Raw genomic sequence first — 26,150 nt, 5'->3', positions numbered from 1 at the left:
CTATCCGCCAATTGGCCAGGTTTCCGGGGAAAGCGGCGACATGCTTGCCCGAAACTTGCCGGTGTGTGCAATTTGCAAGGGTAGGGTGCGGGCCCCTGCCTTGAGCTCAGAGGTTGCGCAGCACCGGCGCGGGGCGGCGGCCGAGTACGCGCCAGGTGCCGACAAGGCCGAGGCCGACCGTCAGCACGAGCGCGGCAAGCGCCGCGCCGACGGCGGTGGCCGGCAGAAAGGTGAAGCCCGTGTTCATCACGCGGGTCAGCACGAAGGAGGCGGCAAGCGTTCCGGCGAGCACCGCGAAGGCCGCGGTGACGAGGCCGAGCAGCGCATACTCCAGCGCGAAGGCGCCGATCAGCCGCGCCCGCGTCGCGCCCAGCGTCTTGAGGATCACCGCGTCATGCACCCGGTGCCGGTGACCGGCGGCGAGCGCCCCGGCGAGCACCAGCACGGAGGCGACGAGGGTGACCGAGGCGGCCGCCCTTATCGCCCAGGCGAGTTGGGCGACGAGCCCGTTGATCTGATCGATGGCGTCCTTGACGCGCACCGCGGTCACGGTCGGAAAGGTATCGGAGAGCGTCTTCAGCAGCGCCAGCTCCCGCGTCTCGCCGCCGCCATCAGCGTAGGTCAGCGTGCGCAGATGGGTGTGTGGCGCGCCGGCGAAGGTGTTGGGCGAAAACACCATGACGAAGTTGATGGAGAGCGATTCCCAATCCACCTGGCGGAAGTTGGCGATCCGCGCGGTGACGGCGCGGCCGAGCACATTGACCGTCAGCGTGTCGCCGAGCTTGAGGCCAAGCGCCCGGCCGGCGTCGGCCTCGAAGGAGACCAGCGGCTCGCCGCCGTAGCCGGCCGGCCACCAGTCGCCTTCCGTCAGCTTGGAGTTGGCCGGGATGTCGGTGGAATAGGTGATGCCCCGGTCGCCGCGCAGGACCCAGGCGCCGCCCTCGGCGGGGGTGAGTTCGTCGGCGGGCACGTCGTTCACAGCGGTGATGCGGCCGCGCAGCATCGGCGCGCCGTCGATCTTCGCGCCCGGCGCCTCGCGCGCCAGGAGCGCGTCGAAGGCCTCGCGCTCGTTCTGCTGCACGTCGAGGAAGAAGAAGCTTGGCGCCTGGGCCGCGATGGTCTCGCCGAGCTCGCGGCGCAGGTTGCCGTCGATCAGCGCCAGCGTGACCAGCAGCGACAGGCCGAGACCGAGGGACAGCACGACGGAGGGCGTCAGCGCGCCTGGCCGGTGGATGTTGCCGACGGCAAGCCGCAGCCCGGTGGAGCGGGCGCGCGGGGCGCGGCGGGCCAGCGCCATGATCAGCCGGGCGATCAGGGCAAGCAGCGCGAAAACCGCAAGGGTCGCGCCGACATAGGTGAGTGAGACCCGCAGGTCGCCCGACAGCGCCACCGCGAGGGAGGCGAGCAGCAGCACGGCGACGCCGGTTGCCACGACGTAGCGCGCGCGGGGCCAGCGGCTCTCGCCGCTGACGTCGTCGCGAAACAGCAGGCGCGGCGGCACGTCATGGGCCCGGCCGAGCGGCCAGAGCGCGAAGGTGACCGCCGTCAGCCCGCCGTAGAGCGCGCCGAGACCGAGTTCCAGCGGGTAGATGCTCGCGACCGCATGGATCGGCAGGATCGTGGCGAGCGCGCCGGCGGCGGCGAAGGGAATGAGTGCGCCGATGGCAAGCCCGATGACGATGCCGGCGAGTGCGAGCAGCAGGATCTGGATCAGGTAGACGCGAAAGACGAAGGCGCCATCGGCGCCGACGCAGCGCAGGGTGGCGACCACCGGGCGCTTGGCATCGAGGTAGGAGCGCACCGCGTTTGCGACGCCGACGCCGCCGACGACGAGCGCGGTGAGGCCGACGAGGGTGAGGAACTGGGCAAGCCGTCCGATGTTGCGCTGGAGACCCGGGGCGGCCTCGGCGCGCGACTGGATACGCCAGCCGGCAAGCGGGAAGCGCTGGTTGGCCTCCTCGCTCAGGGTGCGGATCTCGTCGAGGCCGGTGCCCTCGGGAAGGCGCACCCGGTAGGTCCAGCGCACCAGACTGCCGGGCTGGACGAGCCCGGTCTCGGCCAGTGCCTGCTGCGAGACGATGACGCGGGGGCCGAAATTGATGCCGTCGCTGAGCCGGTCGGGTTCGGCGGCGATGGTGCCGGAAATCTTCAGGTCGGCGCGGCCGAGGCGAAGCGTGTCGCCCTCGGCAAGCCCGAGGCGGACAAGAAGCTCCGGCTCGACGAGCACGCCGAAGCCGCCGTCGCGCCTGGCAAGACCAGCGCGGAAGTCTCCGCCGTCGGACAGGCGCATGGCACCGTAGAGCGGATAGGCGTCGTCCACGGCCTTGAGCTCGACCAGCGTCTGGTCGCCGCTTGCGGGAACGCGGGCCATGGCGCGCAGGGTGGCGACGCGCGAGACCTGGCCAAGGCTTTGCAGGTAGGCGGCCTCCGCCTCGTCGGCCTGGCGGTGGGTGAGACGGAAGGAGATGTCGCCGCCCAGGATCGAGGTGCCTTCGGCGGCGATGCCCTCGACCAGTGCACGCGATACAGAGGTGACGCCGGAGATCGCCGCCACGCCGAGCGCGATGCAGGCGATGAAGACATAGAACCCCTTGAGGCCGCCGCGCATCTCGCGCAGGGCGAAGCGCAGCGCCAGGGAAAGCGGTGGCGACCTGCGGGGCGCGGGGGATGGGATCCGCGGGGCGGGCGGGCTCGCCGTGCCGTGCATTGTCACGCCTCCGTTCCGGCGGGAGATCCTGCCGGTTCGAGGCGCTCGATATGGCCGGCGCGCACGCGGATCGTCTCGTCGCAGCGCCGGGCAAGGGCCGCGTCATGGGTGACGAGCACCATGGTCATGCCGCGCTCGGCGCAGGCGGCGAACATCAGCTCGACGATCTGTGCACCGGTCGTCTCGTCCAGGTTGCCGGTCGGCTCGTCGGCCAGAAGCAGTGGCGGGCGGGTGACGAGCGCACGGGCGATGGCGACGCGTTGCTGCTCGCCGCCCGACATCTGCGCGGGATAGTGGTGGGCACGTGCGGCGAGGCCGACAGCGGCAAGCTCGGCCTCGGCGAGCACGAAGGCGTCCCGCCGGCCGGCAAGCTCCAGCGGAATGGCGACGTTCTCGAGCGCCGTCATGTTGGGCACCAGGTGGAACGACTGGAAGACGATGCCGATCTCGCGGCCGCGGAAGCGGGCGAGGTCATCCTCGCCAAGCGCGGTGAGATCCGCCTCGCCGACGCGCACGACGCCCCGGTCGGCCCGCTCGAGGCCGGCCATGATCATCAGCAGCGTCGACTTGCCGGAGCCCGAGGGGCCGACGATGCCGAGCGAGCGTCCGCGGGCGATCTCGAGGTCCACGCCCTTGAGAATATCGACCCGCCCGGCACCATGGCCGAGGCTGAGATACACGTCGGAAAGGGAAATCAGGGGCGCCGAAGCTGGCCGGTCGGTCATGCACTGCCCTATATGTCGCTCGGGTACGGCGGATGCGCGCCGAAGGGTGCCGGCGCCGCTTGCGGTTTCATGCGATATGGGGAATGCCCCCGCAGACGTCCAGAGGAAGGCTTCAGGTGATACGCTTCGTTACACTTTTCAGACCGTTCGCGCCGCTTTGCCTCGCCCTGTCGCTGCTGCCGGCGGCAACCGGGGCGGCGCGGGCCGAGCCGGTGGTGATCGCGGCCTTCGGCGACAGCCTGTCGGCGGGCTACCAGCTTCCCGCGGAGGATGCCTTCTACGCGCAGCTCGAACGGGCGCTGGCAGCACGGGGCCACGACGTGCGGGTGATCGATGCCTCCGTCTCCGGCGACACGACCGGCGCCGGGCGCGCGCGGCTCGACTGGTCCATCGGCGACGAGGTGGAGATCGCCATCGTCGAGCTTGGCGCCAACGACGCGCTGCGCGGGCTGCCGGTCGAGGCGGCGCGTGACAATCTCGATGCCATCATCGTGCGGCTGAAGGAGCGCGGCATCAAGGTGCTGCTCGCCGGCATGAAGGCGCCGCGCAACATGGGCGAAGACTACGCCAGCGGCTTCGACGCGATTTATCCCGAACTGGCGCAGAAGTACGATGTAGCGCTCTATCCATATTTTCTGGCCGGCATCCCGGTCTCCGCGGACACGGTGCTGCCTGACGGCATGCATCCGACCGCGAAGGGGGTTGCGATCATCGTCGAGGGCATCCTTCCCGGTCTTGTGAAAATTGTCGAGGAGGTGGCCGCCTCGCGCGGTTGACCTGTGGCCGGGGCGGGGTCAAATTGTCGCCCCTTACGTATTGCTCCCAAGCAAGACACTCCCAGTCAGGACAACAGACCCCCATGGAACAGCGCCGTCTTGGACGCACCGACATTACCGTTTCGAGCCTGTCGCTCGGAACGATGACCTTCGGCGAACAGAACACCGAGGCCGAAGGTCATGCCCAGCTCGACCTCGCGCTCGATCGCGGCATCAACCTGATCGACGCGGCCGAACTCTATCCGATCCCGCCCAAGGCGGAGACCCAGGGGCGGACCGAGGAAATCATCGGCACCTGGATGAAGGCGCGCGGCACCCGCGACAAGGTCGTGCTCGCCACCAAGATCGTCGGACGCAGCGACAACACCTGGTTCCGCGATGGCGGCGTGAAGGCCAATCTTTCGCGCGCCCATGTGGAAGAGGCCATCGACAAGAGCCTGAAGCGTCTCGGCACCGACCATGTCGATCTCTATCAGGTGCACTGGCCAGACCGGAACGTCTCCGGCTTCGGCTCCAATCCGACGATCTGGCAGGACCCGGCGCCGCTCGAGGACGAGATCGCCATCGAGGAGACGCTGGCCGCGCTCGCCGACCTGGTGAAGGCCGGCAAGGTGCGCCACATCGGGCTTTCCAACGAGAGCGCCTGGGGCACCATGCGCTATCTGGCGATTGCCGAGAAGATGGGGCTGCCGCGCGTCGCCTCGATCCAGAACGCCTATAATTTCGTCAACCGGACGTTCGAGACCGGCCTTGCCGAGATCGCCCACCGCGAACAGGTCGGCCTGCTCGCCTATTCGGCGCTGGGCCAGGGGTACCTGACCGGCAAGTACCGCGACGGGGCGCTGCCGGAAGGCGCGCGCAAGACGCTGTTCAACCGTCTGCAGCGCTATGAGAAGCCGGGCGCCGAAGCAGCGATCAACGCCTATGTGGATCTTGCCGCGGAACTTGGTGTGTCGCCCTCGCAGCTCGCCATCGCCTTTGCCGAGACCCGCCCCTTCACCACTTCGGTGATCCTGGGCGCGACATCGCTCTCCCAGCTCGAGCACGATCTCGGCGCGCAGGATCTCAAGATCACCGAGGAGATCGAGACGCGGATCAACGAGATCTACCAGAATCACGGCAGCCCCTGCCCGTAAGCCGGCAAGGGGTCTTCGTGCGAAACTGATTCTCGCCGGCCCGCCACGTCACACGCGGACGGGCCGGCGAGGCGACGGGTGGCGCGCGCAAGATCCTGATGTGGCGCGCAAAACCGTTTTTTCTTGCAGTGCGGTGTGTTTCTCGTCCTGATGAAGTCATCGGCGACAGAGGAGGGTCACACCATGCCTCGACTGTTCACCGGGCTTGAGATTCCGTCGCAAACGGGTCTCATGCTCTCCCTTCTCCGTGGCGGCCTGCGCGGCGCGCGCTGGATCGATCCCGAGAATTACCACATCACGCTCCGCTTCATCGGCGACATCGACGACCGCATGGCCGACGAGATCGCCGACGCCCTGTCGCGCGTTCGCCGCGACCCGGTGGAAATTCGCCTGACCGGCCTCGGCGCCTTTGCCAACGGCAAGCCGCACGCGATCTTCGCGCGGGTGGAGCCGACGCCGGAGCTGATGGAGATGCAGGCGGAGCAGGAGCGGCTGATGCAGCGCCTGCGGCTTTCCCCGGAGCGGCGCAAATACATCCCCCATGTCACACTGGCGCGCTGCCGTTCGGCGACCAATCAGGACGTGGCCAGATGGCTCGCCGAGCATGGCGACTTTCAGGACCTGACCTTCACCGTCAAGCGCTTCGTGCTGCTGTCCTCGCGGGCAAGCGTGGGCGGGGGCCCCTATCTGGTCGAGGAAACCTACCCGCTTGGCAGGGAGACCAGCGGCGGGGCGGGCGGCGTTGCGCCCGACGACTGGCTCGGCGCACCGGCCGACCACTGGTAGCGGCAGGCGCGGGGCCAGGCTCGGCCTTCGGGAGACGGAACGGCGGGTTTTGCCCGCGAACGGCAGCGCGCGCAAAGGTGCAGCGCACAAATTCCGTCTTGCCTTCGCGCGCCCGGCTTGCGATACAGCCGGCGATATTTCACGCAAGGTCCGCGGTCGGGCGATGACGTCCCGCCGCCTGTCCGAGGAGCCCCATTCATGCGCATCGATGCCGTGCCGATCGGCAAGAACCCGCCCGAAGACATCAACGTGATCATCGAGGTCTCGGTCGGTGGCGAGCCCATCAAGTACGAGATGGACAAGGATGCGGGCGCCATGTACGTGGACCGCTTCCTCTACACCCCGATGCGTTATCCTGGAAACTACGGCTTCGTTCCGCACACGCTGTGCGGCGACGGCGATCCGGTTGACGTGATCGTCGCCAACCAGCGCCCGATCGTTCCCGGCGCGATCATGAGCTGCCGCCCGATCGGCGTGCTGTTCATGGAAGACGAGGCGGGCCAGGACGAGAAGATCCTCGCCGTGCCGTCGGCCAAGCTGACGCGCCGCTACGAGAACGTGAACCATTACGAGGACCTGCCGGACATCACCATCCAGCAGATCAAGCATTTCTTCGAGCACTACAAGGATCTGGAGCCGAACAAGTGGGTGAAGATCACCGGCTTCGGTGGTCCGGACGAGGCCAAGCGCATCATTCTGGAGTCGATTGAGCGCGCCAAGGCCGCCAAGTAAGACACCGCGTTACGGGTCTATACCGAAACGAAAAAAGGGGCCGCGCCGGCATTCCGGCGCGGCCCTTTTCATTTTCGCCGCGCTCAGCGGCCGGAGATCTGCTCCGTGACGAGGCGCTGCACCGCCTCGGGGATCTCCAGATGCGGCATGTGGCCGACACGCGGGAAGACATGGACGGCGAAGGCGCCTGGAACACCGCGCGTCTGGTCGACCGGCAGCACCCGGTCCTCGGTGCCCCAGACAAGCTTCACGGGAATGCCGAGGGCGGCGAGATCTTCGAGCGGCAGTGTCGCCTGGCCCGCTCCGTCGAGGATCGCGCCGGCGATCTCGGCAAGCGTCTCGACGACGCCCGGACGGGCGCGCTCTCCGGCCATCTGGCGCGAGACGAGGGGAGCGAGTTCGTAGTCCCAGGCAAAGAACTGTTCGAAGAGAACATGCAGCTCCTGCGCTTGCGTGGCGGCGGCGAAGCGCCTGAGCAGCAGGTGGTTGATCTGCGTTCCGAAACCGCCGGGAGAGAGCAGCGTCAGGCTGGCGATGCGCTCCGGCGCCTTCAACGCGACCAATGCCGCCGTCGCGCCGCCCATGGAATGGCCGACGAGATGGGCGCGGGGGATCTCCAGCGCGTCGAGCGTGCCGAGCACGGCGCGCGCGGCGACGCCGGCGCCGCCTATGCGCGGCCAGCCGAGCGCCCGTCCGTGGCCGGGCAGGTCGACGGCGAGCGTGCGACGAAGGCCGGCAAGCCCCTCCTGCAGGTCGACCCAGCCGCGGGCATCGCCGCCGAAGCCATGCAGCAGCAGCACGGGCGCGCCGGCGTTTTCCGGGGCGTCCGCGAGCGGGCCGCGTTCGAAGAAGGGGAGGGCAATGGGAGGTGGCGTCACGGGAATCTCCGTCAGGCGAGTTTTCCACTTTGTCGCACGGCAAGACAGCGCTGGCGAGAGCCCTGGTGCGGCAACGCCGGCCGGCTGTACCCTTGACAGCAGGAGAATGGCGTCGCATGGGAAACTAAATCGATTGAAATGGCGTGTGCGCGCGATGCGCCGAACGTCTGAAAGCAATGGGAGTGCCGGATCCGATGGAGCTTTTGTGCCTCGGCGAGCCGATGATCGAGTTCAACCAGACGACGCCGGGCGGCAGCTATGTGCAGGGCTTTGGCGGGGACACATCGAACGCGGCCATCGCGGCAGCGCGGCAGGGCGCTTCCGTCGGCTATCTCAGCGCGACGGGAACGGATGTTTTCGGCGATCTGTTCGACGATCTCTGGCGCGCGGAAGGCGTCGACACGCGGGGCGTGATCCGCATGGAGAACGCGCCGACGGGCCTCTATTTCGTCACCCACGGGGCGCAGGGGCATGTCTTTTCGTACCGGCGCACGGGCTCGGCCGCGAGCCTGATGCGCCCCGCCGACCTGCCGCGCGCGGTGTTGGAGCAGGCGAAGGTGCTGCATGTCTCGGCGATCAGCCAGGCGATCTCCGAAACCGCCTGCGACACGGTGTTCGAGGCGATCGACATCGTGCGCAAGGCCGGCGGGCTGGTTTCCTACGACACCAACCTGCGGCTCAAGTTGTGGCCGCTGGCCCGTGCCCGGGCGGTTGTCGAGGCGACGGCGGCCATGTCCGACATCCTGCTTCCCGGTCTCGACGACGCGCGGCTCTTGACCGGACTGACGAGGCCGGAGGAAATCGCGGACCATTATCTGGCGCTCGGCGCGAAGCACGTGGCGCTGACGCTCGGCGCCGACGGGGTTTTCTACGCCGGCGAAAGCGCGCGCACGCGTATCGCGCCGCATCCGGTCGAGGCGCTTGACGCAACCGGGGCGGGCGATGCCTTCGACGGGGCGTTCCTGGCGGAGTTCCTCAGGACGGGGGATGGCCTGTCGGCGGCGCATCACGCCAATGCGGCGGCGGCGCTGGCGGTTTGCGGCTTCGGTGCTGTTGCGCCGCTGCCACAGCGCGACGCCGTCCTTGCGCTGCTCGAAAGCAGGAGCGGCGCCGGGCGTTAGCCCGATGTAAATTCGCGTCATGCATTTTCCGCAGGATGGCCGGCCCGGATCTTCCGGGGACTGTTGCGCGCAGGCGGGCCGGTGCGGGCGACGAGGAGCGAACATGCGATTTTGGGCAGGACTTGCAGGCGCGGTGATGGCGCTTGCCGTGGCCGCTGGCGCGGCCGAGGCGCAGACCGGGCGCTATTACGATCCGGTCAGCCGGAGCTGGCAGGAATACCGCATCACGCCGGAAGCCGCCGGCAAGATCGCGCGGGCGAAATACAAGCGCACCGTGGTCGGCTACCGCACCCAGCAGAAGCCGGGCTCTGTGGTGGTCGATACGCGTGAGCGCTACCTCTACTACGTCATGCCGGGTGGCAAGGCGATGCGCTATGGCATCGGCGTCGGACGCGAGGGCTTCGGCTGGTCGGGGGCGGAGAAGGTGACGCGCAAGGCCAAGTGGCCGGGTTGGACGCCGCCGCCGGAGATGATCGTGCGCGAGCGCAAGAAGGGCCGCAAGCTGCCGGCCCACATGCCGGGCGGGCCGAAGAACCCGATGGGTGCGCGCGCGCTCTATCTGGGGTCGACCGAATACCGGATCCACGGCACCAACGAGGACTGGTCCATCGGCCAGGCGGTGTCCTCCGGCTGCATCCGCATGCTGAACGAGGACGTCGAAGACCTCTATGAGCGCGTCAACGTCGGCGCGACGGTGGTGGTGCGCCAGTAACGGCGGGCTTCCGGTTCAGGTGATCGAAGACAAGAAAAGCCGGCCATGGGCCGGCTTTTCCCGTTTTGCGTGGGCGCATGCCCTGCCGGCGGATCGTTCCGCGGCAGGACGCTGCTTACTTCTCGGCGCAGGCGCGGATCTTCTCGATGTCCGGGCCGTTCGGCGTGCGGCCGAGATTGAAGGGGGCCGAGGCCTCGCGCCAGCCGCTGTAGTCCGCCAGATAGGAGAGCTGGCTGAGATACACCTTGGCCGAGGACGGCGTTTCGCAGGCGGTCTCGACGATCACCTCGTTGGCCATTTCCTGGATCTTGGCCAGCGTCTCGTCATCCATGCGGGTGATCTCGATGCCGGCTTCCTTGAACTTGCCGTAGGCCTCGTTGGCGCGCTTCTCGGTGAAGGCGAGCGACCAGAGCAGGGTGGCGTCGGCTGCGATCTTCAGCTTTTCCTGCGTCTCGGGCGTCAGTGCGTCCCAGGAGGCCTTGTTGATCATCACGCCGAAGACCGAGGCCGACTGATGCCAGCCCGGTGTCGACCAGTATTTGGTCACCTGCTGGAAGCCGCCGGAATAGTCGACGTTGGGGGTGGAGAACTCCGCCCCGTCGATGACGCCGCGCTCTAGCGACTGGTAGATTTCGCCGCCGGCCATGGAAACCTGGCTACCGCCGAGCTTCTCCAGAAGACGGCCCTGCTCGAGGCCGGACAGGCGCAGGCGCTTGCCCTTCAGGTCTTCAAGGTTGCGGATCGGGGTGTTGCTGCGGAAGCCGGATTCATTGTTGGTCACGCCATAGGGCAGGTAGACCATGCCGAACTTGCCGTAGGTTTCCATGTAGAGCGCGTCGCCGCCCCACTGCTTGATCCAGTTCACATAGTCGACGGCGTTGAACAGGCTGGCGGTGGTGGACAGCGGCGAGAACGCCGGGTCGCGGCCGGCCCAGTAGCCGGGCCAGTCGCCGCCGGCCTGGATCGTGCCGGATTCGACCGCGCCGAAGACCTCGCCAGCGGGAACAAGGCTGCCGCCTTCGTAGAAGTCGATCTTCAGATCGCCGCCGGTGAGCTTGTTGGCGAGTTCGACGAAGTGCTTGTCGGTCTCGATCAGCTCCAGCGACGACGGCCAGGTGCTCGTCATCGTCCAGGTCTCGGCGGCCAGCGCCGGACCGGCCATCGTCGCCAGTACGGCGATGCTTGCGGCGTATTTCAGGGATGTCTTCAGCATTGACGTCTCCTCCCGTCTAGTTGCTTGCATAAAGAACACTCGGCAGCCAGGTGACCAGATCGGGCACCAGGGCGACGAGGATGCACATCAGCACGATCAGCCCGACGAAGGGCAGAACGCCGATGATGATGTCGGCTGTCGACACGCTGCGTGGGGCTATCGCCCGCAAGTAGAACAGCGCGTAGCCGAATGGGGGTGTCAGGAACGAGGTCTGCAGGACCACCGCCATCAGCACGACGAACCACAGCAGGCTCACGTCCATCTCCTGCACGATCGGCAGGAAGATCGGGAAGGACAGGAGCACGATGCCGGTCCAGTCGAGGAAGGCGCCGAGCAGGAAGACGATCGCCATCATCATGGTGATCAGCAGCCAGGGTTCCATGTCGAGGCTGCGGATGATCTCCTGCACCGCGCGCAGGCCGCCGGTGATGTTGAAGACGCCGGTGAAGGCGGTGGCGCCGATGACGATGAACAGGATCATCGCCGAGGTGCGGCCCGTCTCGATCAGGGCGCCGTAGAAGGTCTTCATCTGGAACCTGCCGCGCAGGACGACGATGGCGAGCGCCAGCGCCGCACCGATGGCGGAGGCTTCCGTCGCCGTGGCGATGCCGGCAAGCAGGCTGCCGAGGATGCCGAGAATCAGCACCAGCGGCGGCGCCGCCTCAAGCGCCAGCAGCCGCAGCAACTCGCCGCGCCCGACCTTCTCGTCAGGCTCGACGGAGGGCGCGAGATCGGGACGCAGGATGGCGATCAGCGCGACATAGCCGGCATAGAGGAAGCCAAGCAGGATGCCCGGCACCATGGAGCCGGCGAAAAGCTCGCCCACCGATAGCGGCGAATAGCTCGCCATCAGGATGAGCATGATCGACGGCGGGATGAGGATGCCGAGGCAGCCGGACGAGGCGATGACGCCGGTCGTCAGCCGCGGGCTGTAGCCATATTGCAGCATCGGCCGCAGCGCCATGACACCCATGACGGTGATCGAGGCGCCGATGATGCCGGTGGTGGCGGCCAGCAGGATGGAGATGAACACCACCGCCAGCGCCAGGCCACCGCGAATGCCGGACATCAGCAGGCGCAGCGTCTCGAACATTCGGTCCGTGACGCCCGAATCGGACAGGAACCGCGCCATCAGCACGAAGAGCGGAATGGCGATCAGCGTGTAGTTGTCGAGCACGTCGCCGTAGATGCGGTTGACGATGATGCCCAGAAGCATGGGCTTGCCGGCGAGAAGGGTGCCCGCGACCGCGGCACCGCCGAGGACGAAGGCGAGCGGATGCCCCATGAACAGCCCCAGCAGGAGCATGGCGAACATGGCGGCTGCGATGATCTCAGGCGTCATGGCGTGCAGGGTCTTCCCGGTTCAGGACCAGCTTGAGGAATTCGGAGATGCCTTGCAGCAGCAGCAGGCCCGCCGCCACGCACATGGCGATCTTGAGCGGATAGACCGGAAGCTGGATGGAGCCGTAGGTGGTCTCGCCCTGGCTCCACGAGCGCTCGGCGAAGATCCAGGACTGGTCGAAGAAGACCCAGGCGAAGGGAAAGAAGAAGATCGGGTAGCCGGCGGCCTCGACGATGCGCCGCGCACGGGGTTTCAGCGCGGCGGTGATCAGGTCGACCCGTACGTGCGCCTGATGGCGCAGGGCGTAGCCGCCGAGCAGGATGAAATAGAAGCCGAACAATTGCTTCGTCACGTCGAACGCCCAGCGGGTCGGGGCGTTCAGCGCGTAGCGCATGACGACGTCGTAAATGATGATCGCGGCGAAGATGATGGCAAGAACGCTAACGACACGCCCCACCACCTCGTTCAAACCGTCTATGGCACGAAACAGCATGGATCCTCCCTCAACCATTCCGATCATGTCTGGCGCCGTCGCGCGTGACAAGGCCAAGTGTTGAGCTGTGCTGACGTGATGGCAAGTGACGTAACGTTCGTAAAGGCTTGCGGGTGAATAACAAAAATATGAACACGTCGTCAGGTTGCGCTGCCGAACGGCTGTTCGACCTGTGCGCGAGGTGGCGTGCGCGGGGCGTCGGTTCAGGGGCGCTGGGACGTTGCCCGAGGGGCGAAAAGTTCCACCTCGGCACCGAAGCCGGCAAGCGTGTAGCTGCCTTTGGGCAGGAAGGCCGAGGGGGCCGCAGCGGCAACTTCCGAGGTCACCAGAACGGGTGTCGCCAGGTGCTTGGTCATCGCCTCGATGCGCGCGGCGGCGTTCACGGTGCGGCCGATTACCGAGAAGGTCAGCCTGTCGGCGACGCCGATGTTGCCGAACATCACCTCGCCGCAGGTCAGCGCGATGCCGCAATGGAGCGGATACGGGGTCAGGGCGCGGGCCGCTTCGAGCCGGGCGAGGGCGTGTTCCGCCGCCTCGAGGGCGCGCAGGGAGGCTGCATCGAGTCCGTCTTCGTCAATGGGAAAGACGGCCAGGATCGCGTCGCCGATGAAGTCCAGCACATCACCGCCTGCGGCGATCACCGCGCCGGCCGCCGCGTCGAAATAGGCGTTGAGATGGGCGAGATAGGCGTCTTCCGACAGGCTGTCGGCAAGGGCCGTGGAACCGCGCAGGTCCGAATAGAAGATCACGGCGTCCAGCCGTTCGCCGTCGCCGTGGCGAATCGAGCCGGACAGGACACGCCGGCCGGCATGGCGGCCGAGATAGGTCTCGGCGATCGTGTGGGCGATGCGGGTCTGGATCGTGGCCCTTGCGGCGAGCGCGAGGCGGATCTGAAGATAGTCGATCTGGTCGATCGTCCGGGTATCGAAGCCCCCCGGCGCGCGCGTCGCCCAGCTCACCATCATGCCCGTTGGGCCGACCTCGCTGGTGGTGGGCAGGTCAAAGGGCGTTCGCAGGATGATGTAGTCGGTGTAGCCCTCGTCGCGCAGGCGGCGCAGCATGGGGAAGCCGGGATCCGAGTTGCCCGAGGCGAGTTGGCGACGCAGCCTGTCCTCACCGGTCATCAGCATGGCGCGGATGGGGCTTTGCAGCCAGTCCTCCTCGTCTTCCCGGTCATGCGGGTACTGCTCGAAGAGGGCGTCCTCGCCGGCCACCCACAGCACCGCCTCGGCATTGACCAGCGGGTGCAGCGTCGACCAGGCCAGATTGGCGCGGGCAATGGGGATGCCGGCCGCGACGAGACGCTCGCAGGTGCCGGAGAACATGGCTGTCATGTCCGGGCTGCCGAGGGCCTCGCGGATCAGCCAGTCCTCTATCCGTTCGAGTTCGGGGTTGGTGCGCACTGCAATTGCCTTTCAGACGTCTGCCGGGCGCGCATCAGTTCAATCGGACGCGGGCCGCGATCCTGCGCGCGCCCCGCGTCGCCCCTCGGGCGCGCTCAGGTGAGCGCGCCGTGGCAGTGCTTGTACTTCTTGCCCGATCCGCACGGGCAGGCTTCGTTGCGGCCGACCTTGCCCCACGTCGAGGGGACGTTCGGGTCGCGCGGTCCGCCCGGTGCCGTCCCGGCGGCATTGCCCTCGTCGAACTCGTTCTCGCCGGTGAGCGGGTCGCGGTGTTCGGCGTGCATTTGCGGCAGGTCGCTGTCGGAGGGCAGCGACGGCGCCTCCTCCTGGACGAGCTCCACGCGCATGAGCTGGGCAGTGGTCGCCTGGCGCAGGTTCGCGAGCATCACCTCGAACAGCGTGAAGGCCTCGGTCTTGTACTCCTGCAGCGGATCGCGCTGGGCGTAGCCGCGGAAGCCGACGACCGACCGCAGGTGGTCGAGATTGGCCAGATGCTCGCGCCACAGGTGGTCGAGGGTCTGGAGAAGGACCGCCTTCTCCACCTGGCGCATGATCTGCGGGGAATACTGGCCGACCTTGCGGGCCATGGCCTCGTCGGCCGCCGTCTTGAGGCGCTCGATGACCTCCTCGCCGGCGATGCCTTCCTCCTTGGCCCAGTCGACCACCGGCAGCTCGAGAGCGAGATACTGGCGCACCTCCGCCTCAAGGCCTTCCGTGTCCCACTGCTCGGGATAGGCCCGCTCGGGAATGTGGCGGGCGACCATTTCCTCGATGACATCGTGGCGCATGTCGGTGACGGTTTCGGCCACCGCCTCGCCGTCCATGAGGTCGATGCGCTGCTCGAACACGACCTTGCGCTGGTCGTTCATGACGTCGTCGAACTTCAGCAGGTTCTTGCGGATGTCGAAGTTGCGCGCCTCGACCTTCTGCTGTGCCTTGGCCAGGGCCCGGTTGATCCAGGGATGGACGATCGCCTCGCCATCCTTGAGACCGAGCTTCTGCAGCATGCCTTCCATTCGGTCGGAGCCGAAGATGCGCATCAGATCGTCCTGAAGCGACAGGAAGAACTTGGAATGTCCGGGATCGCCCTGGCGGCCGGAGCGACCGCGCAGCTGGTTGTCGATGCGCCGGCTCTCGTGGCGCTCTGTGCCGATGACATAGAGGCCGCCGGCCTCCTTGGCCATCGTCTTGCGTTCCTCGATGTCGGCGAGGATCGCGGCCTCTTTCTCGGTGCGCTCCGGCCCCTCGGGCATGTCGCCGAGCTCGCGGGCGAAGCGCATCTCGGAGTTGCCGCCGAGCTGGATGTCGGTGCCGCGGCCGGCCATGTTGGTGGCGATGGTCACGGCGCCGGGCAGGCCGGCCTGCGAGATGATCGTCGCTTCCTGCTCGTGGTAGCGGGCGTTGAGCACGGCGAAGATCTTCGCCGTGGTGGCACCACCGGCGGAGAACAACGGCTCGAAGGCGTTCAGATCGTTGACGTCGACCTGCTTGTAGCCGGCCTCCCGCAAGCGGGTGGCGAGCAGTTCCGACTTCTCGATCGAGGTGGTGCCGACGAGCACGGGCTGGCCGCGCGTCTTGCAGTCGTCGATGAGCTCGACGATGGCGTCGTATTTCTCCGCGACCGAGCGATAGACCTCGTCGTCGTCGTCGATGCGGCGGACGGGCAGGTTGGTCGGGATGTCGACGACCTCGAGCCCGTAGATGTTGGCGAACTCCTCGGCCTCGGTGTCGGCGGTGCCGGTCATGCCGGCGAGCTTGTCATAGAGGCGGAAGTAGTTCTGGAAGGTGATCGATGCCAGCGTCTGGTTCTCGGGCTGGATCTGTACCTTCTCCTTGGCCTCCAGCGCCTGGTGCAGGCCCTCGGAGTAGCGTCGGCCCGGCATCATGCGGCCGGTGAACTCGTCGATGATGACGACCTCCCGGTTGCGCACGATGTAGTCCTTGTCACGCTGGAAAAGCTTGTGCGCCTTCAGCGCCTGCTGCAGGTGGTGAACGACGGAGACGTTCTCCAGATCGTAGAGGCCCTCGCCCTTGAGCAGGCCGGCCTCGCGCAGCAGCGTCTCGAGCTTCTCGTTGCCGGCTTCGGTGAAGCTCGCCGAACGCTGCTTCTCGTCCAGCTCGAAGTCGCCCGCCTCGAGCGCCGGGATGAAGGCGTCGATGGTGTTGTAGAACTCGCTGCGGTCCTCGAGCGGGCCGGAGATGATCAGCGGCGTGCGCGCCTCGTCGATGAGGATCGAGTCGACCTCGTCGACGATCGCGAAGTGATGCCCGCGCTGCACCATCGAGCCGCGCTCGTACTTCATGTTGTCGCGCAGGTAGTCGAAGCCGAACTCGTTGTTGGTGCCGTAGGTCACGTCCGCGGCATAGGCCTCGCGGCGCTCCTCGTCGGTCAACCCGTGGACAATGACGCCCGTGGTCAGGCCGAGGAAGCGGTAGATGCGGCCCATCCAGTCGGCGTCGCGCGAGGCGAGATAGTCGTTGACCGTGACGACGTGGACGCCCTTGCCCTCCAGGGCGTTCAGGTAGACGGCGAGCGTGGCGACGAGCGTCTTGCCCTCGCCGGTGCGCATCTCCGAGATCTGGCCCGCGTCGAGAACCATGCCGCCGATGAGCTGAACGTCGTAGTGACGCTGGCCGAGGACGCGGCGCGCCGCCTCCCGGACGGTGGCGAAGGCGGGTTCCAGGAGGGTGTCGAGCTTTTTGCCCGCGCTCAGTTCCTCGCGGAAGACGCGGGTGCGGTCGCGCAGTTCGTCGTCGCTGAGCTTGCGAAGATCGTCCTCCAGCGCGTTGATGGCCGCAACCCGGTTCCGCAGTTGCTTGACGCGACGATCGTTCGCGGTTCCGAAGAGCTTTCTGGCGATTGCGCCGAGGCCGGCCATGTGGCGGTCCTTATCCTTGACTGGGCAGCCGCCCGATAGTCAGCGCAGGCGACGATCCACTGATCATATTGACGATACGGGCGCGTGCCGGCCTCAGATCCGCCGCATTGCGAAGGGAGAGGGACGCACGCTCGACAAAAGGGGTCGGCCGGCCGCACGGCCGGGCCGTTCGACAGATAAGAGGGGGTCCGAAGGTTGTCAACGCCGCGTCTTTTGCGCCAGTGTGCCGGCGACGCGATCCGGGCCCTTCGCGACCTCACCACCCGAGCGGACCGCGATCATGGAGCGGAAGGAGAGAGAATGACATTTCATCTTAGCGCAGCACGCGGCAAGGCCCTGCTTGGCGGCGTCATGACGGCCCTGTTCATCGGCGTCGCGGGCATCGCGCATGCACAGGATCCGGGCGATGCTGTCGCCAAGGTCGGCGACACGACGATCACCGAAGCCGATCTCGCCTTCGCCTCGCGCGACTTCGCCGACCAGCTGCGCCAGGTTCCGCCGACCCAGTGGCGCCCGGTGCTGACCGACGTGATGGTCGACATGCAAGTGATGGCCAATGCGGCGCGCGCGGCCGGCATCGACAAGGAGCCCGACTTCGAGCGTCAGCTCGAATTCCTCAAGACCCGTGCCCTGCGCAACGCCTATCTGGCGCGCGAAGTGGAGCAGAAGGTCACCGAGGCGGACGTCAAGGCTGCCTATGACAAGGAATTCTCCAACTACGTCGGCGAGGAGGAGCGTCATGCGCGCCATATCCTGCTGAAGACCAAGGAGGAGGCCGAGGAGGTCATCAAGGCGCTCAAGGACGGCGGCAACTTCGAGGAACTGGCCAAGGAGAAGTCGACCGGCCCATCGGGTCCCAACGGCGGCGATCTCGGCTATTTCACCAAGGGCCGGATGGTCAAGGAATTCGAGGATGCGGCCTTCAACCTGGAAGTCGGCAAGTTCACCGAAGAGCCGGTGGAGACCCAGTTCGGCTGGCATGTGATCAAGGTCGAGGATGCCCGCAAGCAGGCCGCGCCGGAGCTGGACGCGGTGAGCGAGCGGATCCGTCAGGATCTGCTGCGCGAGCGCTACGCCGCGCTGATGGAAGACCTCAAGGCGAAGACCAAGATCGAGATCATCGCTCCGGCCGAGGACCCGGCCAAGGCGGAAGATGCGACCAAGGCCGGCGAGACGCCCGAAGCGCCCAAGGCCGACTGAGCGGACGGCCCCGGGCCTGCCTTCAGGCTCGCCAGCTTTCCACGAACAGCGAGACGGCCGCCTTCACGGCGGCCGTTTCCATGTCCAGCCGTCCGGTCAGCAGCCGACACCAGGCGAGGCTGATCCCGTTCCTCTACGGTCGGTTCTTTTCCTTCATCCATCCCGAGCGGTGCGTCGCCGGGCGTTAGGACTTGCGTCGCGGCGGGGGTTCGGGCAAGGCTCGCCCGGATCGATTTTCCCCCAGCACTTCAGGAGAGTGCCCGATGTCCAGCGCCGTCTCGCCACTCGCGCCGAAATCCTATCCCGAACTGCCGGAGGTCGGCGGCGTGCGCTTCGCGACCGCGCAGGCCGGCATCAAGTATGCCGGGCGCACGGACGTGCTGATGATGCTCTTTGATGCCGGCGCGGATGTCGCTGGCGTCTTCACCCGCTCGCGCTGCCCCTCGGCTGCCGTCGACTGGTGTCGCGACAGCCTGAAGGGCGGGCGCGCCCGCGCGCTGCTTGTCAACTCCGGCAATGCCAATGCCTTCACCGGCAGGAAGGGCAAGGAAGCGACGGAATTGTCGGCGCGCCTGGCCGCCGCCGCCGCGGGCTGTGCGCCCGGCGAGGTGTTCCTCGCTTCGACCGGCGTCATCGGCGAGCCGCTGCCGGCGGAGCGGTTTTCCGGCGTGGTCGACAGGCTCGCCGGCGCCGCGACGGCCGGAAGCTGGCAGGAGGCGGCCCGGGCGATCATGACCACCGACACCTATCCCAAGGCGGTGAGCCGCCAGGTGAAGGTGGGCGACACGGATGTGGTGCTGAACGGCATCGCCAAGGGAGCGGGCATGATCGCGCCCGACATGGCGACGATGCTGTCCTTCCTGGTCACCGACGCCGCGATTTCGGCACCCGCGCTTCAGGCGCTGCTGTCGGGCACGGTCGGTGACACGTTCAACGCCATCACCATCGATGGTGACACCTCGACCTCCGATACGGTCCTGCTGTTCGCCACCGGGGCTGCCGGTGGGGCGCGCATCGAAAGCGCCGACGATCCGCGGCTGGCCGACTTCAAGGTCGCGCTTGGCGATCTGATGCGCGAACTGGCACAGATGATCGTCAAGGACGGCGAGGGTGCGCGCAAGTTCGTCGAGATTACCGTGACGGGTGCCGAAAGCGACGCGTCGGCGCGGCGTATCGGCTTTTCCATCGCCAATTCGCCACTGGTCAAGACGGCGGTCGCCGGCGAGGACGCCAACTGGGGCCGCATCGTCATGGCCGTCGGCAAGGCAGGCGAGCCGGCCGACCGTGACCGGCTGGCGATCTGGTTCGGCGACGTGCGCGTCGCCGTCGACGGCGAGCGCGACGCGGACTATTCGGAGGCAGCCGCCTCGGCGGTCATGCGCGAGGAGTTCATTCCGGTGCGCGTCGACCTCGGCCTCGGCGAGGGACGCTCGACCGTATGGACCTGCGATCTCACCAAGGAATATGTCGCGATCAACGGCGACTATCGCTCGTGAGCCACGAGACTGCCTGGCCGGGCGGTCTCGTCGCGGCCATCGAGGAGGCGAATGTCAACGCCTTTCCAAGCGCCATGGCGCATTTCGATGGTCGCTGGATGCTGCGTCTTTCGCCGGGAAATCCGGCGCGCCGGGTGAACTCGCTCAACATCTACGACGCATCCGACGATGCGGACGCCGGAGACCGGCTTGCCGCGGCGCAGGCGCTCTTCGCCAGTCATGGCGTGCCCTTCCATTTGCGCCGCACGCCGCTGACGCCTGCGGCGGTGCTCGACCTCTGCGACCGGCGCGGCTGGCCGCAAGCCGGGCGGAGCGACGTCTGGGCGCGGCGGATCGCGGATGCGCCTGCGTGCGGCGTCGTGGCGGCGGATGCAGCGGGCGCGACGATCCAGACAACGGATCTCGCCTCGTGGCTGACGGCCTTCGCCGAGACAGGGGGAACCCGACCCGAGACGGTGACGCCGGTGGCGCTGGAACAACTCGGGTCGGCGCTTTCGCGGGTGGTTTCACCGCGCGTGTGTCTTGTCGCGCGCGATGAGGCGGGGCGTGCCTCGGGCGTTGCGGTGGCGATCGCGGATCGCGGCCTTCTCGGTATCTATGATGTTGCGGTTGCTCCCGGCGCTCGCCGCCAGGGCCTTGGCGCACGGCTGGTCGAGGCCTGCCTCGCAGCCGGCCGGGCGGCCGGCGCGGACACCGCCTGGCTGCAGGTGACGGCGGAGAACGGCCCTGCCCGGGCGCTCTATGCCGGCCTCGGCTTTTCCCATGTCTATGACTATGTCTACCGGCACCCGCCGGCCGGGGACGCGAAACCGGTGCGCTCGCCGGAGGTCGCCTGACTGCGGTTTGCGGTCATGGTGAGCGAAACCTTAGCCAGGCGTGCCGAAACGAAACGGGGTCAACGCATGAAACTTCTGCTCGTCGCGGCTTGCGCGCTTCTTGATGTCGACAACCGGGTGCTCATTGCCCAGCGACCGCAGGGCAAGGCGATGGCCGGCCTGTGGGAATTCCCGGGCGGAAAGGTCGAACCGGGCGAGCGGCCGGAAGAGGCGCTCATCCGAGAACTGGCCGAGGAACTCGGGATCACGGTTAAGAAAGAGTGCCTCGCACCGCTCACATTCGCGAGCCACGCTTATGAGGACTTTCACTTGCTGATGCCACTTTATGTGTGCCGACGATGGTCGGGCACGGTGGCGGGCCGGGAAGGCCAGGCGATCAAATGGGTGAGAGCGGTGAAGCTTCGGGACTATCCGATGCCGCCGGCGGACGAACCTCTCATTCCGCATCTGATCGATCTGGGCTAGACCTGAAATAACGAGAAACCGCCAGCGTGACGCAGTCAGGGACAGGACCGGGTCATGCAGTTTCATCGCGACGCTTCGGGCGGACAGAGCGGGCTTTCGAGCGGGACCGTGCGGACATTCCTGCGCGACGAGAGCGGCGAGACGGCCGTTGAATACACGCTGATCGTGGGGCTCATCTCGCTCGCCATCTTCACCGCGCTCTCCAGCATCGCCACGGTTTTGAACGATGATGTCTTCGGCGTCATCGCCTCGGCGGCTGCGTCGATCTGACCATCATTTCGGATGCGGGCGCGCTCAGGCGTGCGTCCGCGACGTTGCCGCGCCGGGCGCGGCCGCTGCAGGACGCGTCAGTCCTCTTTCCCACCTTTGCCTTTTGTATCGAAAGCCGACAGCGCGTCGGCCAGGCTGACCTTTGCCGAGCCTGGCTTCAGCGGCTTCTGCTGGCTTTCATGCGGCGCCCATCCCGATAGCGAGACGATGTCAAATGTGGCGCGGATGCGTCCGTCGGCGTCCGCGTGCTCATTTGCGTAGATCTCGCCGGCGCGGGCGATGATCGCGCGCGAAAGCGGCGTGCGCGCGCGCTCGGCGAGCATGTTGGTTGCCCCCATGGCCCGCAGGTCGCGGATCAGGGCGAACATGCTGTCGTAGCGCACCGTGACCCGGTCGACGTCGGCGACGGGAAGCGCGAAGCCGGCGCGTTGCAGCAGCGCCCCCAGCCCACGCGTGTCGGCGAAGGGGACGACGCGCGGCGCGGCACCACCGGAGATCTCCAGCTCCGCCCGCATCAGGCAGTCCTTCAGCTCGAACAGCGTGTCGCCGCCAAGCACGCTTGCCAGAAACAGGCCGTCCGGCTTCAGCGACCGGCGGATCTGGATCAGCGCGCCGGGAAGGTCGTTGACCAGATGGAGCGACAGCGCGGAGGCAATGAGGTCGACGCTCGCCTCGGCAAAGGGTGGCAGGGCGTCATCGACGACGAGATCTGCACCGGGAACGTTGGGATCCGCGATGAAGAGATCGGCGCGAAGCGCGCGGCCGATGCGTGGATGTGTCGCGAGAACTCCTGCAAGACGCCCGGTGTGGCCGCCAAGATCGACGGCAGTGGAGAAGTCGCGGGTCACCGCAAGCAACCGGTCGGCCATATCGGCGACCGCGTGGGCGAGCAGGAAGTCCGCTCCCTCGACGGCGCGGCGCAGGGCGCGGGCGCGTCGCTGCGCCAGCAGAGGCCGGTCGAAGAGGTCGGGCCGCGTCGGCGCCGTCGGATCCTGCGAGGCCATGGCGTATCGTTCCCTGGTGGGCTTGCGTCGGGCCGCGCGGTGCGTGCAACCTGATCGCAACCTGTGGTTATGCCGTGCTATCGTCGCCGTGGCGACGGTTCCGCGCCGGTGAACCATGCCGGACGGTCACGGTCAATGGTCAATGGTCAACGGTCATCTGGCGGCAAGGGGAGGCACATGTCCGGGACGGGAGGAGTGGAGAGCGAGAGGGAATGGATCCCCTGCGGCGTTCCCTCCCTGCACGGGGACGATGCGGATCCGATGGCGGCCCTGCACCTGAGCGAAACGCGCGGCGGCGGGCGGGCGCGCGCGCCGTTCTCTCCGGGGCCGGCGCTGGTCCGGTTTGCCGCTGTCGCCTCCCGTGTCGCCGGCGCTGCCTTGCGGCTGGCGCTGCCGCCGACCTGCCTTGCCTGCGACCGGCTCGTCGCTTCCGATCAGGCCCTTTGCGCGAAGTGCTGGAGCGCCATGACCTTTCTCGCGCCGCCCTGGTGCGCGCGGCTCGGGCTGCCCTTCGCCTATGATCTCGGTGAAGGCGCCCTGTCGCCCCGGGCCATTGCCCACCCGCCCGTCTTCGACCGGCTGCGGGCGGTCGCCGCCTATGAGGGGCCTGCGCGGGCGCTGGTGTCGCGGCTCAAGTATCACGACCGCCCGACGGCGGCGCGTATGATGGGGCGGCTGATGGCACTCGCCGGTGCGGAACTCCTGAAGCGGGAAGAGGGGGTGCCGCCGCCGCTGCTGGTGCCGGTGCCGCTGCACCGGTTGCGCCACTGGAGCCGACGCTACAACCAGGCGGCACTGCTGGCCCGCGAAGTGGGCGCGCGCAGCGGCCTCGAGGTGGCGCCGGCGCTGCTTGAGCGCGTGCGCGCGACGAAACGGCAGGTCGGGCTCGATGCAAAGGCGCGGGCGACGAATGTGCGCGGCGCCTTTGCCGTCAGCGCCTCCGGCGTGTTGCGGATCGCGGCGCGGCGGGTGATCCTGGTGGACGATGTCTTCACCACCGGCGCAACGGTACAGGCGGCGACGCGCGCCTTGCTCAGGGCGGGAGCTTCGGGCGTCGATGTGCTGGCCTTCGCCCATGCCGGGGCGGATGCGCCGATCAGCTAGCCGGCGTCGGGGGTTGCGTTTGCCGCGCGGAGATCAATATATCGCCGGCAAGGCAATTTCCGACGTGCCGGCCACTGGCCGAAAAGATGCGCGTCGCACGGATCAGCAAGGGACGACAACACCATGGCGGTCGAGATCTATACGCGTCAGATGTGCGGGTACTGCACGCGGGCGAAGTCGCTTCTCCAGAAGAAGGGCGTCGCGTTTCGCGAGTATGACGCGACCTTCGATCCGCAGATGCGCAAGGAGATGATCCAGCGCACCAAGGGCGCGGCGACCTTTCCGCAGATCTTCATCGGCGATACCCATGTGGGCGGCTGCGACGAACTGATGTCGCTGGAACGTTCCGGCAAGCTCTCAGCGCTGCTGGACGCATAGGACGGGACAACGCGGAGATTGTCATGAGCAAGCTGACAGCCGGACTGGTCCAGATGCGCAGCGGCCGCGACGTGGCGGCGAACATCGCCGACGCGAGTGCTATGATCCGCGCCGCGGCGAGGGACGGGGCGACCTATGTCCAGACGCCGGAGATGACCAATCTGCTGGAGCGCAGCCGCTCCGATCTCTTCGCCAAGATCCGCCCCGAGGCGGAGGATACCTCCGTTGCCGCCTTCGCGGCGCTTGCCGCCGAACTCGGCATTCACCTGCACATCGGCTCGCTGGCGATCCGCGCCGGCGAGGAGAGCGCCGTCAACCGGGCCTTCCTGTTCTCGCCCGAGGGGGCGATCCTGGCGCGCTACGACAAGATCCACATGTTCGACGTCGACCTCGCCAATGGCGAGAGCTGGCGCGAATCAGCCACCTATCGGCCGGGCGGGGAGACGCTTGTCATCGACCTCGCCGGCATGCGGCTTGGCGTGGCGATCTGCTACGACATCCGCTTCCCGGCGATCTTCCGCATGCAGGCGGGCGCCGGGGCGCTGGCACTTTCCGCGCCAGCCGCCTTTACCCGCCAGACAGGTGCGGCGCATTGGCATGTGCTGCAGCGGGCGCGGGCCATCGAAAACGGCGCCTTCGTGCTGTCCGCCGCGCAGGGCGGTGTCCACGAGGACGGGCGCGAGACCTACGGCCACAGCCTCGTCGTCGACCCCTGGGGCAAGGTGGTCGCCGAGATCGACGGGGATGCGCCCGGACATCTTTGCGCCGAGATCGACCTGGAGGCGGCGCTTGCAGCGCGCCAGCGCATTCCGGCGATTGCCAACCAGCGCGACTTCGCGTTGCGGGTCGTCGCCGCGCGAGCGGAGGCGGCCGAGTGATCCGGTTCTCCTTGCGCTGCGACAACGGCCACGGTTTCGAGGGCTGGTTTCGCGGCAACGATGATTTCAACGGCCAGAAGGAGCGCGGCCTCGTTACTTGTCCGGCCTGTGGGTCCGCGGCGGTCGAGAAGGCGCTGATGGCCCCGTCGGTCGCGACCGCGCGCAAGCGCGAGGAGCGGGCCGAACAGCTTTCCCGCGCTCCCATGGCGCAGGCCGGTGCGTCGGTGGATGCGCCCGCGGGGAAAGCACCTGCAGCGCCCGCGGTGTCCCCGAGCGGGCCGCAGGCGGCCGATCTTGCCGCCAGACTGCGGGCGCTCAAGGCGGAGATGCTCGCCAGTGCCGTCGATGTTGGCACGGCCTTTCCGGAGGAAGCGCGCAAGATCCACTACGGCGAGGCGGAGGCGCGGGGCATTTATGGCGCGGCCTCTGGCGAGGAGGTGCGTGAACTCCTCGACGAGGGCATTCAGGTTCTGCCGCTTCCCGTGCTGCCCGAAGACCGCAACTGACGTCTTCCGGGCGTTCTTCCCGATTGCTCGCCGGACCTCGACGCCGGCTCGGGCTCGATTGCTCGCCGCCTCAGGCGATGCGCCGCAGTGCCTGGCGCAAGGCTTCCGGATCCATCGGCGCAAGCTCGCGGTCGATTTCCGCATGGGTCTCGCGCCAGACCGGCAGGGCGGCGATCAGTGCGGCATGTCCCTCTTCCGTCAACGCCAGACGCCGGCTCCTGCGGTCCTTCGGATCGGGCTCGATGGTGAGCAGGCCGCGCCGCTCCAGCGGTTTCAGCGCGGCGGTGAGCGTCGTGCGGTCCATGGCGAGCAGGCGGGCGACCGGAGCCAGCGTCGGCGGTTCGGGCCGGTTCAGCGACATCAGCAGAGAGAACTGGCCGTTGGTCAGACCGAAGGGGCGCAGGACCTCGTCAAACCGCCGTGCGAGCGCGCGTGCGGCACGTTGCGCGTGCAGGCAGAGGCAGTTGTCGCGCACCTCGATCGTGGCGTCGAACGGAAGTTTCTTTGACATGATCTAAATATGTTGATATCAACCTAAAAAGCAATCGAACGCTCGTTAAATCCGGCTCTTTCCAACAGGAAAGTCAGGATCTTGAGGGGCTTTTGCGCGCCAGGGGCGTGGCTGTGACGAGGTTGCTGGGGCGCATTCAGCGTCGGGAGGAGAGGTGAAATGAGGAAGATGATTTTCGTGAACCTGCCGGTCGCCGATCTCGACCGGTCGGTTGCCTTTCACGAAGCCATGGGGGCGGTGAAGGATCCGATGTTCAGCAACGAGACAGCAGCGAAGCTGACCTATTCCGACGAAATCCACCTGATGCTGCTGACCCACGCGCGGTTCGCGGATTTCACTGACAAGGATCGCGTCGACGCGAAGCACCAGGCGCAGGTGTTGATCTGCTTCTCGGCCGAGAGTCGGGGCGAGGTGGACGAACTCGCCGAACGCGCCGGCGCTCGGGGCGGGCGCAAGGATCCGGGGCCGGTGCAGGACTACGGCTTCATGTATGGCCGCAGCTACGAGGACCCGGACGGGCATATCTTCGAGCTGGTCTGGATGGACATGGAGGCCGCGACCGCGGCGATGGGTGCTGCGGGTTGAGGAAAGAGGAGGGA

General features: G+C 67.3%; 26 protein-coding genes. 16 read left to right on the top strand and 10 right to left on the bottom strand.

The window, feature by feature from the left end:
* Positions 1-106 precede the first annotated feature (106 nt).
* Both ACSLUQ_RS15220 and ACSLUQ_RS15215 read right to left on the bottom strand, forming a co-directional pair.
* Positions 107-2,707: an ABC transporter permease gene (locus ACSLUQ_RS15220; RefSeq protein WP_461809017.1), complete on the bottom strand. Its 2,601-nt coding sequence runs from the start codon at positions 2,705-2,707 to the stop codon at positions 107-109.
* Between the two features lie 2 nt (positions 2,708-2,709).
* Positions 2,710-3,432, bottom strand: a complete 723-nt coding sequence (locus tag ACSLUQ_RS15215; protein WP_461809016.1) for an ABC transporter ATP-binding protein — start codon at positions 3,430-3,432, stop codon at positions 2,710-2,712.
* Positions 3,433-3,515: 83 nt separating this feature from the next.
* Between ACSLUQ_RS15215 and ACSLUQ_RS15210 the strand changes: the two genes are divergently transcribed.
* The 4 genes from ACSLUQ_RS15210 to ppa all read left to right on the top strand — a co-directional run bounded on the left by ACSLUQ_RS15210 (position 3,516) and on the right by ppa (position 6,862).
* On the top strand, positions 3,516-4,208 hold the full coding sequence (locus ACSLUQ_RS15210) for an arylesterase (protein WP_461809015.1): 693 nt from the start codon (positions 3,516-3,518) through the stop codon (positions 4,206-4,208).
* 83 nt (positions 4,209-4,291) lie between these two features.
* Positions 4,292-5,344 (top strand): aldo/keto reductase, encoded by a 1,053-nt coding sequence (locus ACSLUQ_RS15205; protein WP_417771663.1) that lies wholly within the window; start codon positions 4,292-4,294, stop codon positions 5,342-5,344.
* A 183-nt stretch (positions 5,345-5,527) separates the two neighbouring features.
* Positions 5,528-6,130, top strand: coding sequence for an RNA 2',3'-cyclic phosphodiesterase (gene thpR / locus ACSLUQ_RS15200; protein WP_461809014.1), 603 nt, complete (start codon positions 5,528-5,530; stop codon positions 6,128-6,130).
* Positions 6,131-6,328: 198 nt separating this feature from the next.
* Positions 6,329-6,862, top strand: coding sequence for an inorganic diphosphatase (gene ppa / locus ACSLUQ_RS15195; RefSeq protein ID WP_417771665.1), 534 nt, complete (start codon positions 6,329-6,331; stop codon positions 6,860-6,862).
* 83 nt (positions 6,863-6,945) lie between these two features.
* Here the strand turns inward: ppa and ACSLUQ_RS15190 are convergent, their stop codons facing one another.
* Complete coding sequence (locus ACSLUQ_RS15190) at positions 6,946-7,740, bottom strand: alpha/beta fold hydrolase (protein ID WP_461809013.1); 795 nt, start codon at positions 7,738-7,740, stop codon at positions 6,946-6,948.
* Between the two features lie 194 nt (positions 7,741-7,934).
* On the opposite strand from ACSLUQ_RS15190, the gene ACSLUQ_RS15185 reads away from it, so the two are divergent.
* Positions 7,935-8,861 (top strand): sugar kinase, encoded by a 927-nt coding sequence (locus tag ACSLUQ_RS15185; RefSeq protein WP_461809012.1) that lies wholly within the window; start codon positions 7,935-7,937, stop codon positions 8,859-8,861.
* A gap of 103 nt (positions 8,862-8,964) precedes the next feature.
* Positions 8,965-9,573, top strand: a complete 609-nt coding sequence (locus tag ACSLUQ_RS15180; protein WP_461809011.1) for a L,D-transpeptidase — start codon at positions 8,965-8,967, stop codon at positions 9,571-9,573.
* 115 nt (positions 9,574-9,688) lie between these two features.
* Here ACSLUQ_RS15180 and dctP read toward each other — a convergent pair whose 3' ends face one another.
* The 5 genes from dctP to secA all read right to left on the bottom strand — a co-directional run bounded on the left by dctP (position 9,689) and on the right by secA (position 16,903).
* Complete coding sequence (gene dctP / locus ACSLUQ_RS15175; RefSeq protein ID WP_417771669.1) at positions 9,689-10,786, bottom strand: TRAP transporter substrate-binding protein DctP; 1,098 nt, start codon at positions 10,784-10,786, stop codon at positions 9,689-9,691.
* A gap of 16 nt (positions 10,787-10,802) precedes the next feature.
* Positions 10,803-12,128: a TRAP transporter large permease gene (locus ACSLUQ_RS15170; protein WP_417771670.1), complete on the bottom strand. Its 1,326-nt coding sequence runs from the start codon at positions 12,126-12,128 to the stop codon at positions 10,803-10,805.
* The gene (locus ACSLUQ_RS15165) at positions 12,118-12,621 is read right to left on the bottom strand and encodes a TRAP transporter small permease subunit (protein ID WP_417771671.1); all 504 of its coding nucleotides are present in this window, start codon (positions 12,619-12,621) and stop codon (positions 12,118-12,120) included. The genes ACSLUQ_RS15170 and ACSLUQ_RS15165 overlap by 11 nt, the downstream gene beginning before the upstream one ends.
* 203 nt (positions 12,622-12,824) lie before the next feature.
* Entirely contained in the window at positions 12,825-14,024 is a 1,200-nt protein-coding gene (locus ACSLUQ_RS15160) for an adenylate/guanylate cyclase domain-containing protein (RefSeq protein ID WP_461809010.1), read from the bottom strand.
* A 95-nt stretch (positions 14,025-14,119) separates the two neighbouring features.
* Positions 14,120-16,903: a preprotein translocase subunit SecA gene (gene secA, locus ACSLUQ_RS15155; RefSeq protein ID WP_417771673.1), complete on the bottom strand. Its 2,784-nt coding sequence runs from the start codon at positions 16,901-16,903 to the stop codon at positions 14,120-14,122.
* Positions 16,904-17,203: 300 nt separating this feature from the next.
* Between secA and ACSLUQ_RS15150 the strand changes: the two genes are divergently transcribed.
* The 5 genes from ACSLUQ_RS15150 to ACSLUQ_RS15130 all read left to right on the top strand — a co-directional run bounded on the left by ACSLUQ_RS15150 (position 17,204) and on the right by ACSLUQ_RS15130 (position 21,170).
* Entirely contained in the window at positions 17,204-18,103 is a 900-nt protein-coding gene (locus ACSLUQ_RS15150) for a peptidylprolyl isomerase (RefSeq protein WP_417771674.1), read from the top strand.
* Positions 18,104-18,366: 263 nt separating this feature from the next.
* A complete protein-coding gene (gene argJ, locus ACSLUQ_RS15145; RefSeq protein ID WP_461809009.1) occupies positions 18,367-19,599 on the top strand; it encodes a bifunctional glutamate N-acetyltransferase/amino-acid acetyltransferase ArgJ in 1,233 nt (410 codons plus the stop codon).
* Positions 19,596-20,435, top strand: a complete 840-nt coding sequence (locus ACSLUQ_RS15140; protein WP_461809008.1) for a GNAT family N-acetyltransferase — start codon at positions 19,596-19,598, stop codon at positions 20,433-20,435. The genes argJ and ACSLUQ_RS15140 overlap by 4 nt, the downstream gene beginning before the upstream one ends.
* 66 nt (positions 20,436-20,501) lie before the next feature.
* Positions 20,502-20,900 carry an 8-oxo-dGTP diphosphatase MutT gene (gene mutT, locus ACSLUQ_RS15135; RefSeq protein WP_417771718.1) on the top strand — a complete coding sequence of 133 codons (399 nt, stop codon included), beginning with the start codon at positions 20,502-20,504 and terminating at the stop codon, positions 20,898-20,900.
* Between the two features lie 54 nt (positions 20,901-20,954).
* The gene (locus ACSLUQ_RS15130; protein WP_417771679.1) at positions 20,955-21,170 is read left to right on the top strand and encodes a Flp family type IVb pilin; all 216 of its coding nucleotides are present in this window, start codon (positions 20,955-20,957) and stop codon (positions 21,168-21,170) included.
* Positions 21,171-21,247: 77 nt separating this feature from the next.
* Here the strand turns inward: ACSLUQ_RS15130 and ACSLUQ_RS15125 are convergent, their stop codons facing one another.
* Positions 21,248-22,174 (bottom strand): methyltransferase domain-containing protein, encoded by a 927-nt coding sequence (locus ACSLUQ_RS15125; protein WP_461809007.1) that lies wholly within the window; start codon positions 22,172-22,174, stop codon positions 21,248-21,250.
* Positions 22,175-22,351: 177 nt separating this feature from the next.
* Here ACSLUQ_RS15125 and ACSLUQ_RS15120 point away from each other — a divergent pair, with 177 nt between their 5' ends.
* The 4 genes from ACSLUQ_RS15120 to ACSLUQ_RS15105 all read left to right on the top strand — a co-directional run bounded on the left by ACSLUQ_RS15120 (position 22,352) and on the right by ACSLUQ_RS15105 (position 25,040).
* Positions 22,352-23,278 carry a ComF family protein gene (locus tag ACSLUQ_RS15120; RefSeq protein ID WP_461809006.1) on the top strand — a complete coding sequence of 309 codons (927 nt, stop codon included), beginning with the start codon at positions 22,352-22,354 and terminating at the stop codon, positions 23,276-23,278.
* A gap of 123 nt (positions 23,279-23,401) precedes the next feature.
* Positions 23,402-23,656, top strand: coding sequence for a glutaredoxin 3 (gene grxC, locus ACSLUQ_RS15115; protein ID WP_417771682.1), 255 nt, complete (start codon positions 23,402-23,404; stop codon positions 23,654-23,656).
* A gap of 23 nt (positions 23,657-23,679) precedes the next feature.
* The gene (locus tag ACSLUQ_RS15110) at positions 23,680-24,534 is read left to right on the top strand and encodes a carbon-nitrogen hydrolase family protein (protein ID WP_461809005.1); all 855 of its coding nucleotides are present in this window, start codon (positions 23,680-23,682) and stop codon (positions 24,532-24,534) included.
* Positions 24,531-25,040: a DUF1178 family protein gene (locus tag ACSLUQ_RS15105; protein ID WP_417771684.1), complete on the top strand. Its 510-nt coding sequence runs from the start codon at positions 24,531-24,533 to the stop codon at positions 25,038-25,040. The genes ACSLUQ_RS15110 and ACSLUQ_RS15105 overlap by 4 nt, the downstream gene beginning before the upstream one ends.
* Before the next feature lie 70 nt (positions 25,041-25,110).
* Here ACSLUQ_RS15105 and ACSLUQ_RS15100 read toward each other — a convergent pair whose 3' ends face one another.
* The gene (locus ACSLUQ_RS15100) at positions 25,111-25,551 is read right to left on the bottom strand and encodes a MarR family winged helix-turn-helix transcriptional regulator (RefSeq protein ID WP_461809004.1); all 441 of its coding nucleotides are present in this window, start codon (positions 25,549-25,551) and stop codon (positions 25,111-25,113) included.
* Positions 25,552-25,710: 159 nt separating this feature from the next.
* Between ACSLUQ_RS15100 and ACSLUQ_RS15095 the strand changes: the two genes are divergently transcribed.
* On the top strand, positions 25,711-26,136 hold the full coding sequence (locus tag ACSLUQ_RS15095) for a VOC family protein (protein ID WP_417771686.1): 426 nt from the start codon (positions 25,711-25,713) through the stop codon (positions 26,134-26,136).
* The last annotated feature ends 14 nt before the right edge of the window (positions 26,137-26,150 follow it).

The organism is Stappia sp. ICDLI1TA098, from assembly GCF_054880955.1.
The sequence above is the reverse complement of the archived record's forward strand: the minus strand, read 5'-3'. Positions and strand labels throughout refer to the sequence as shown.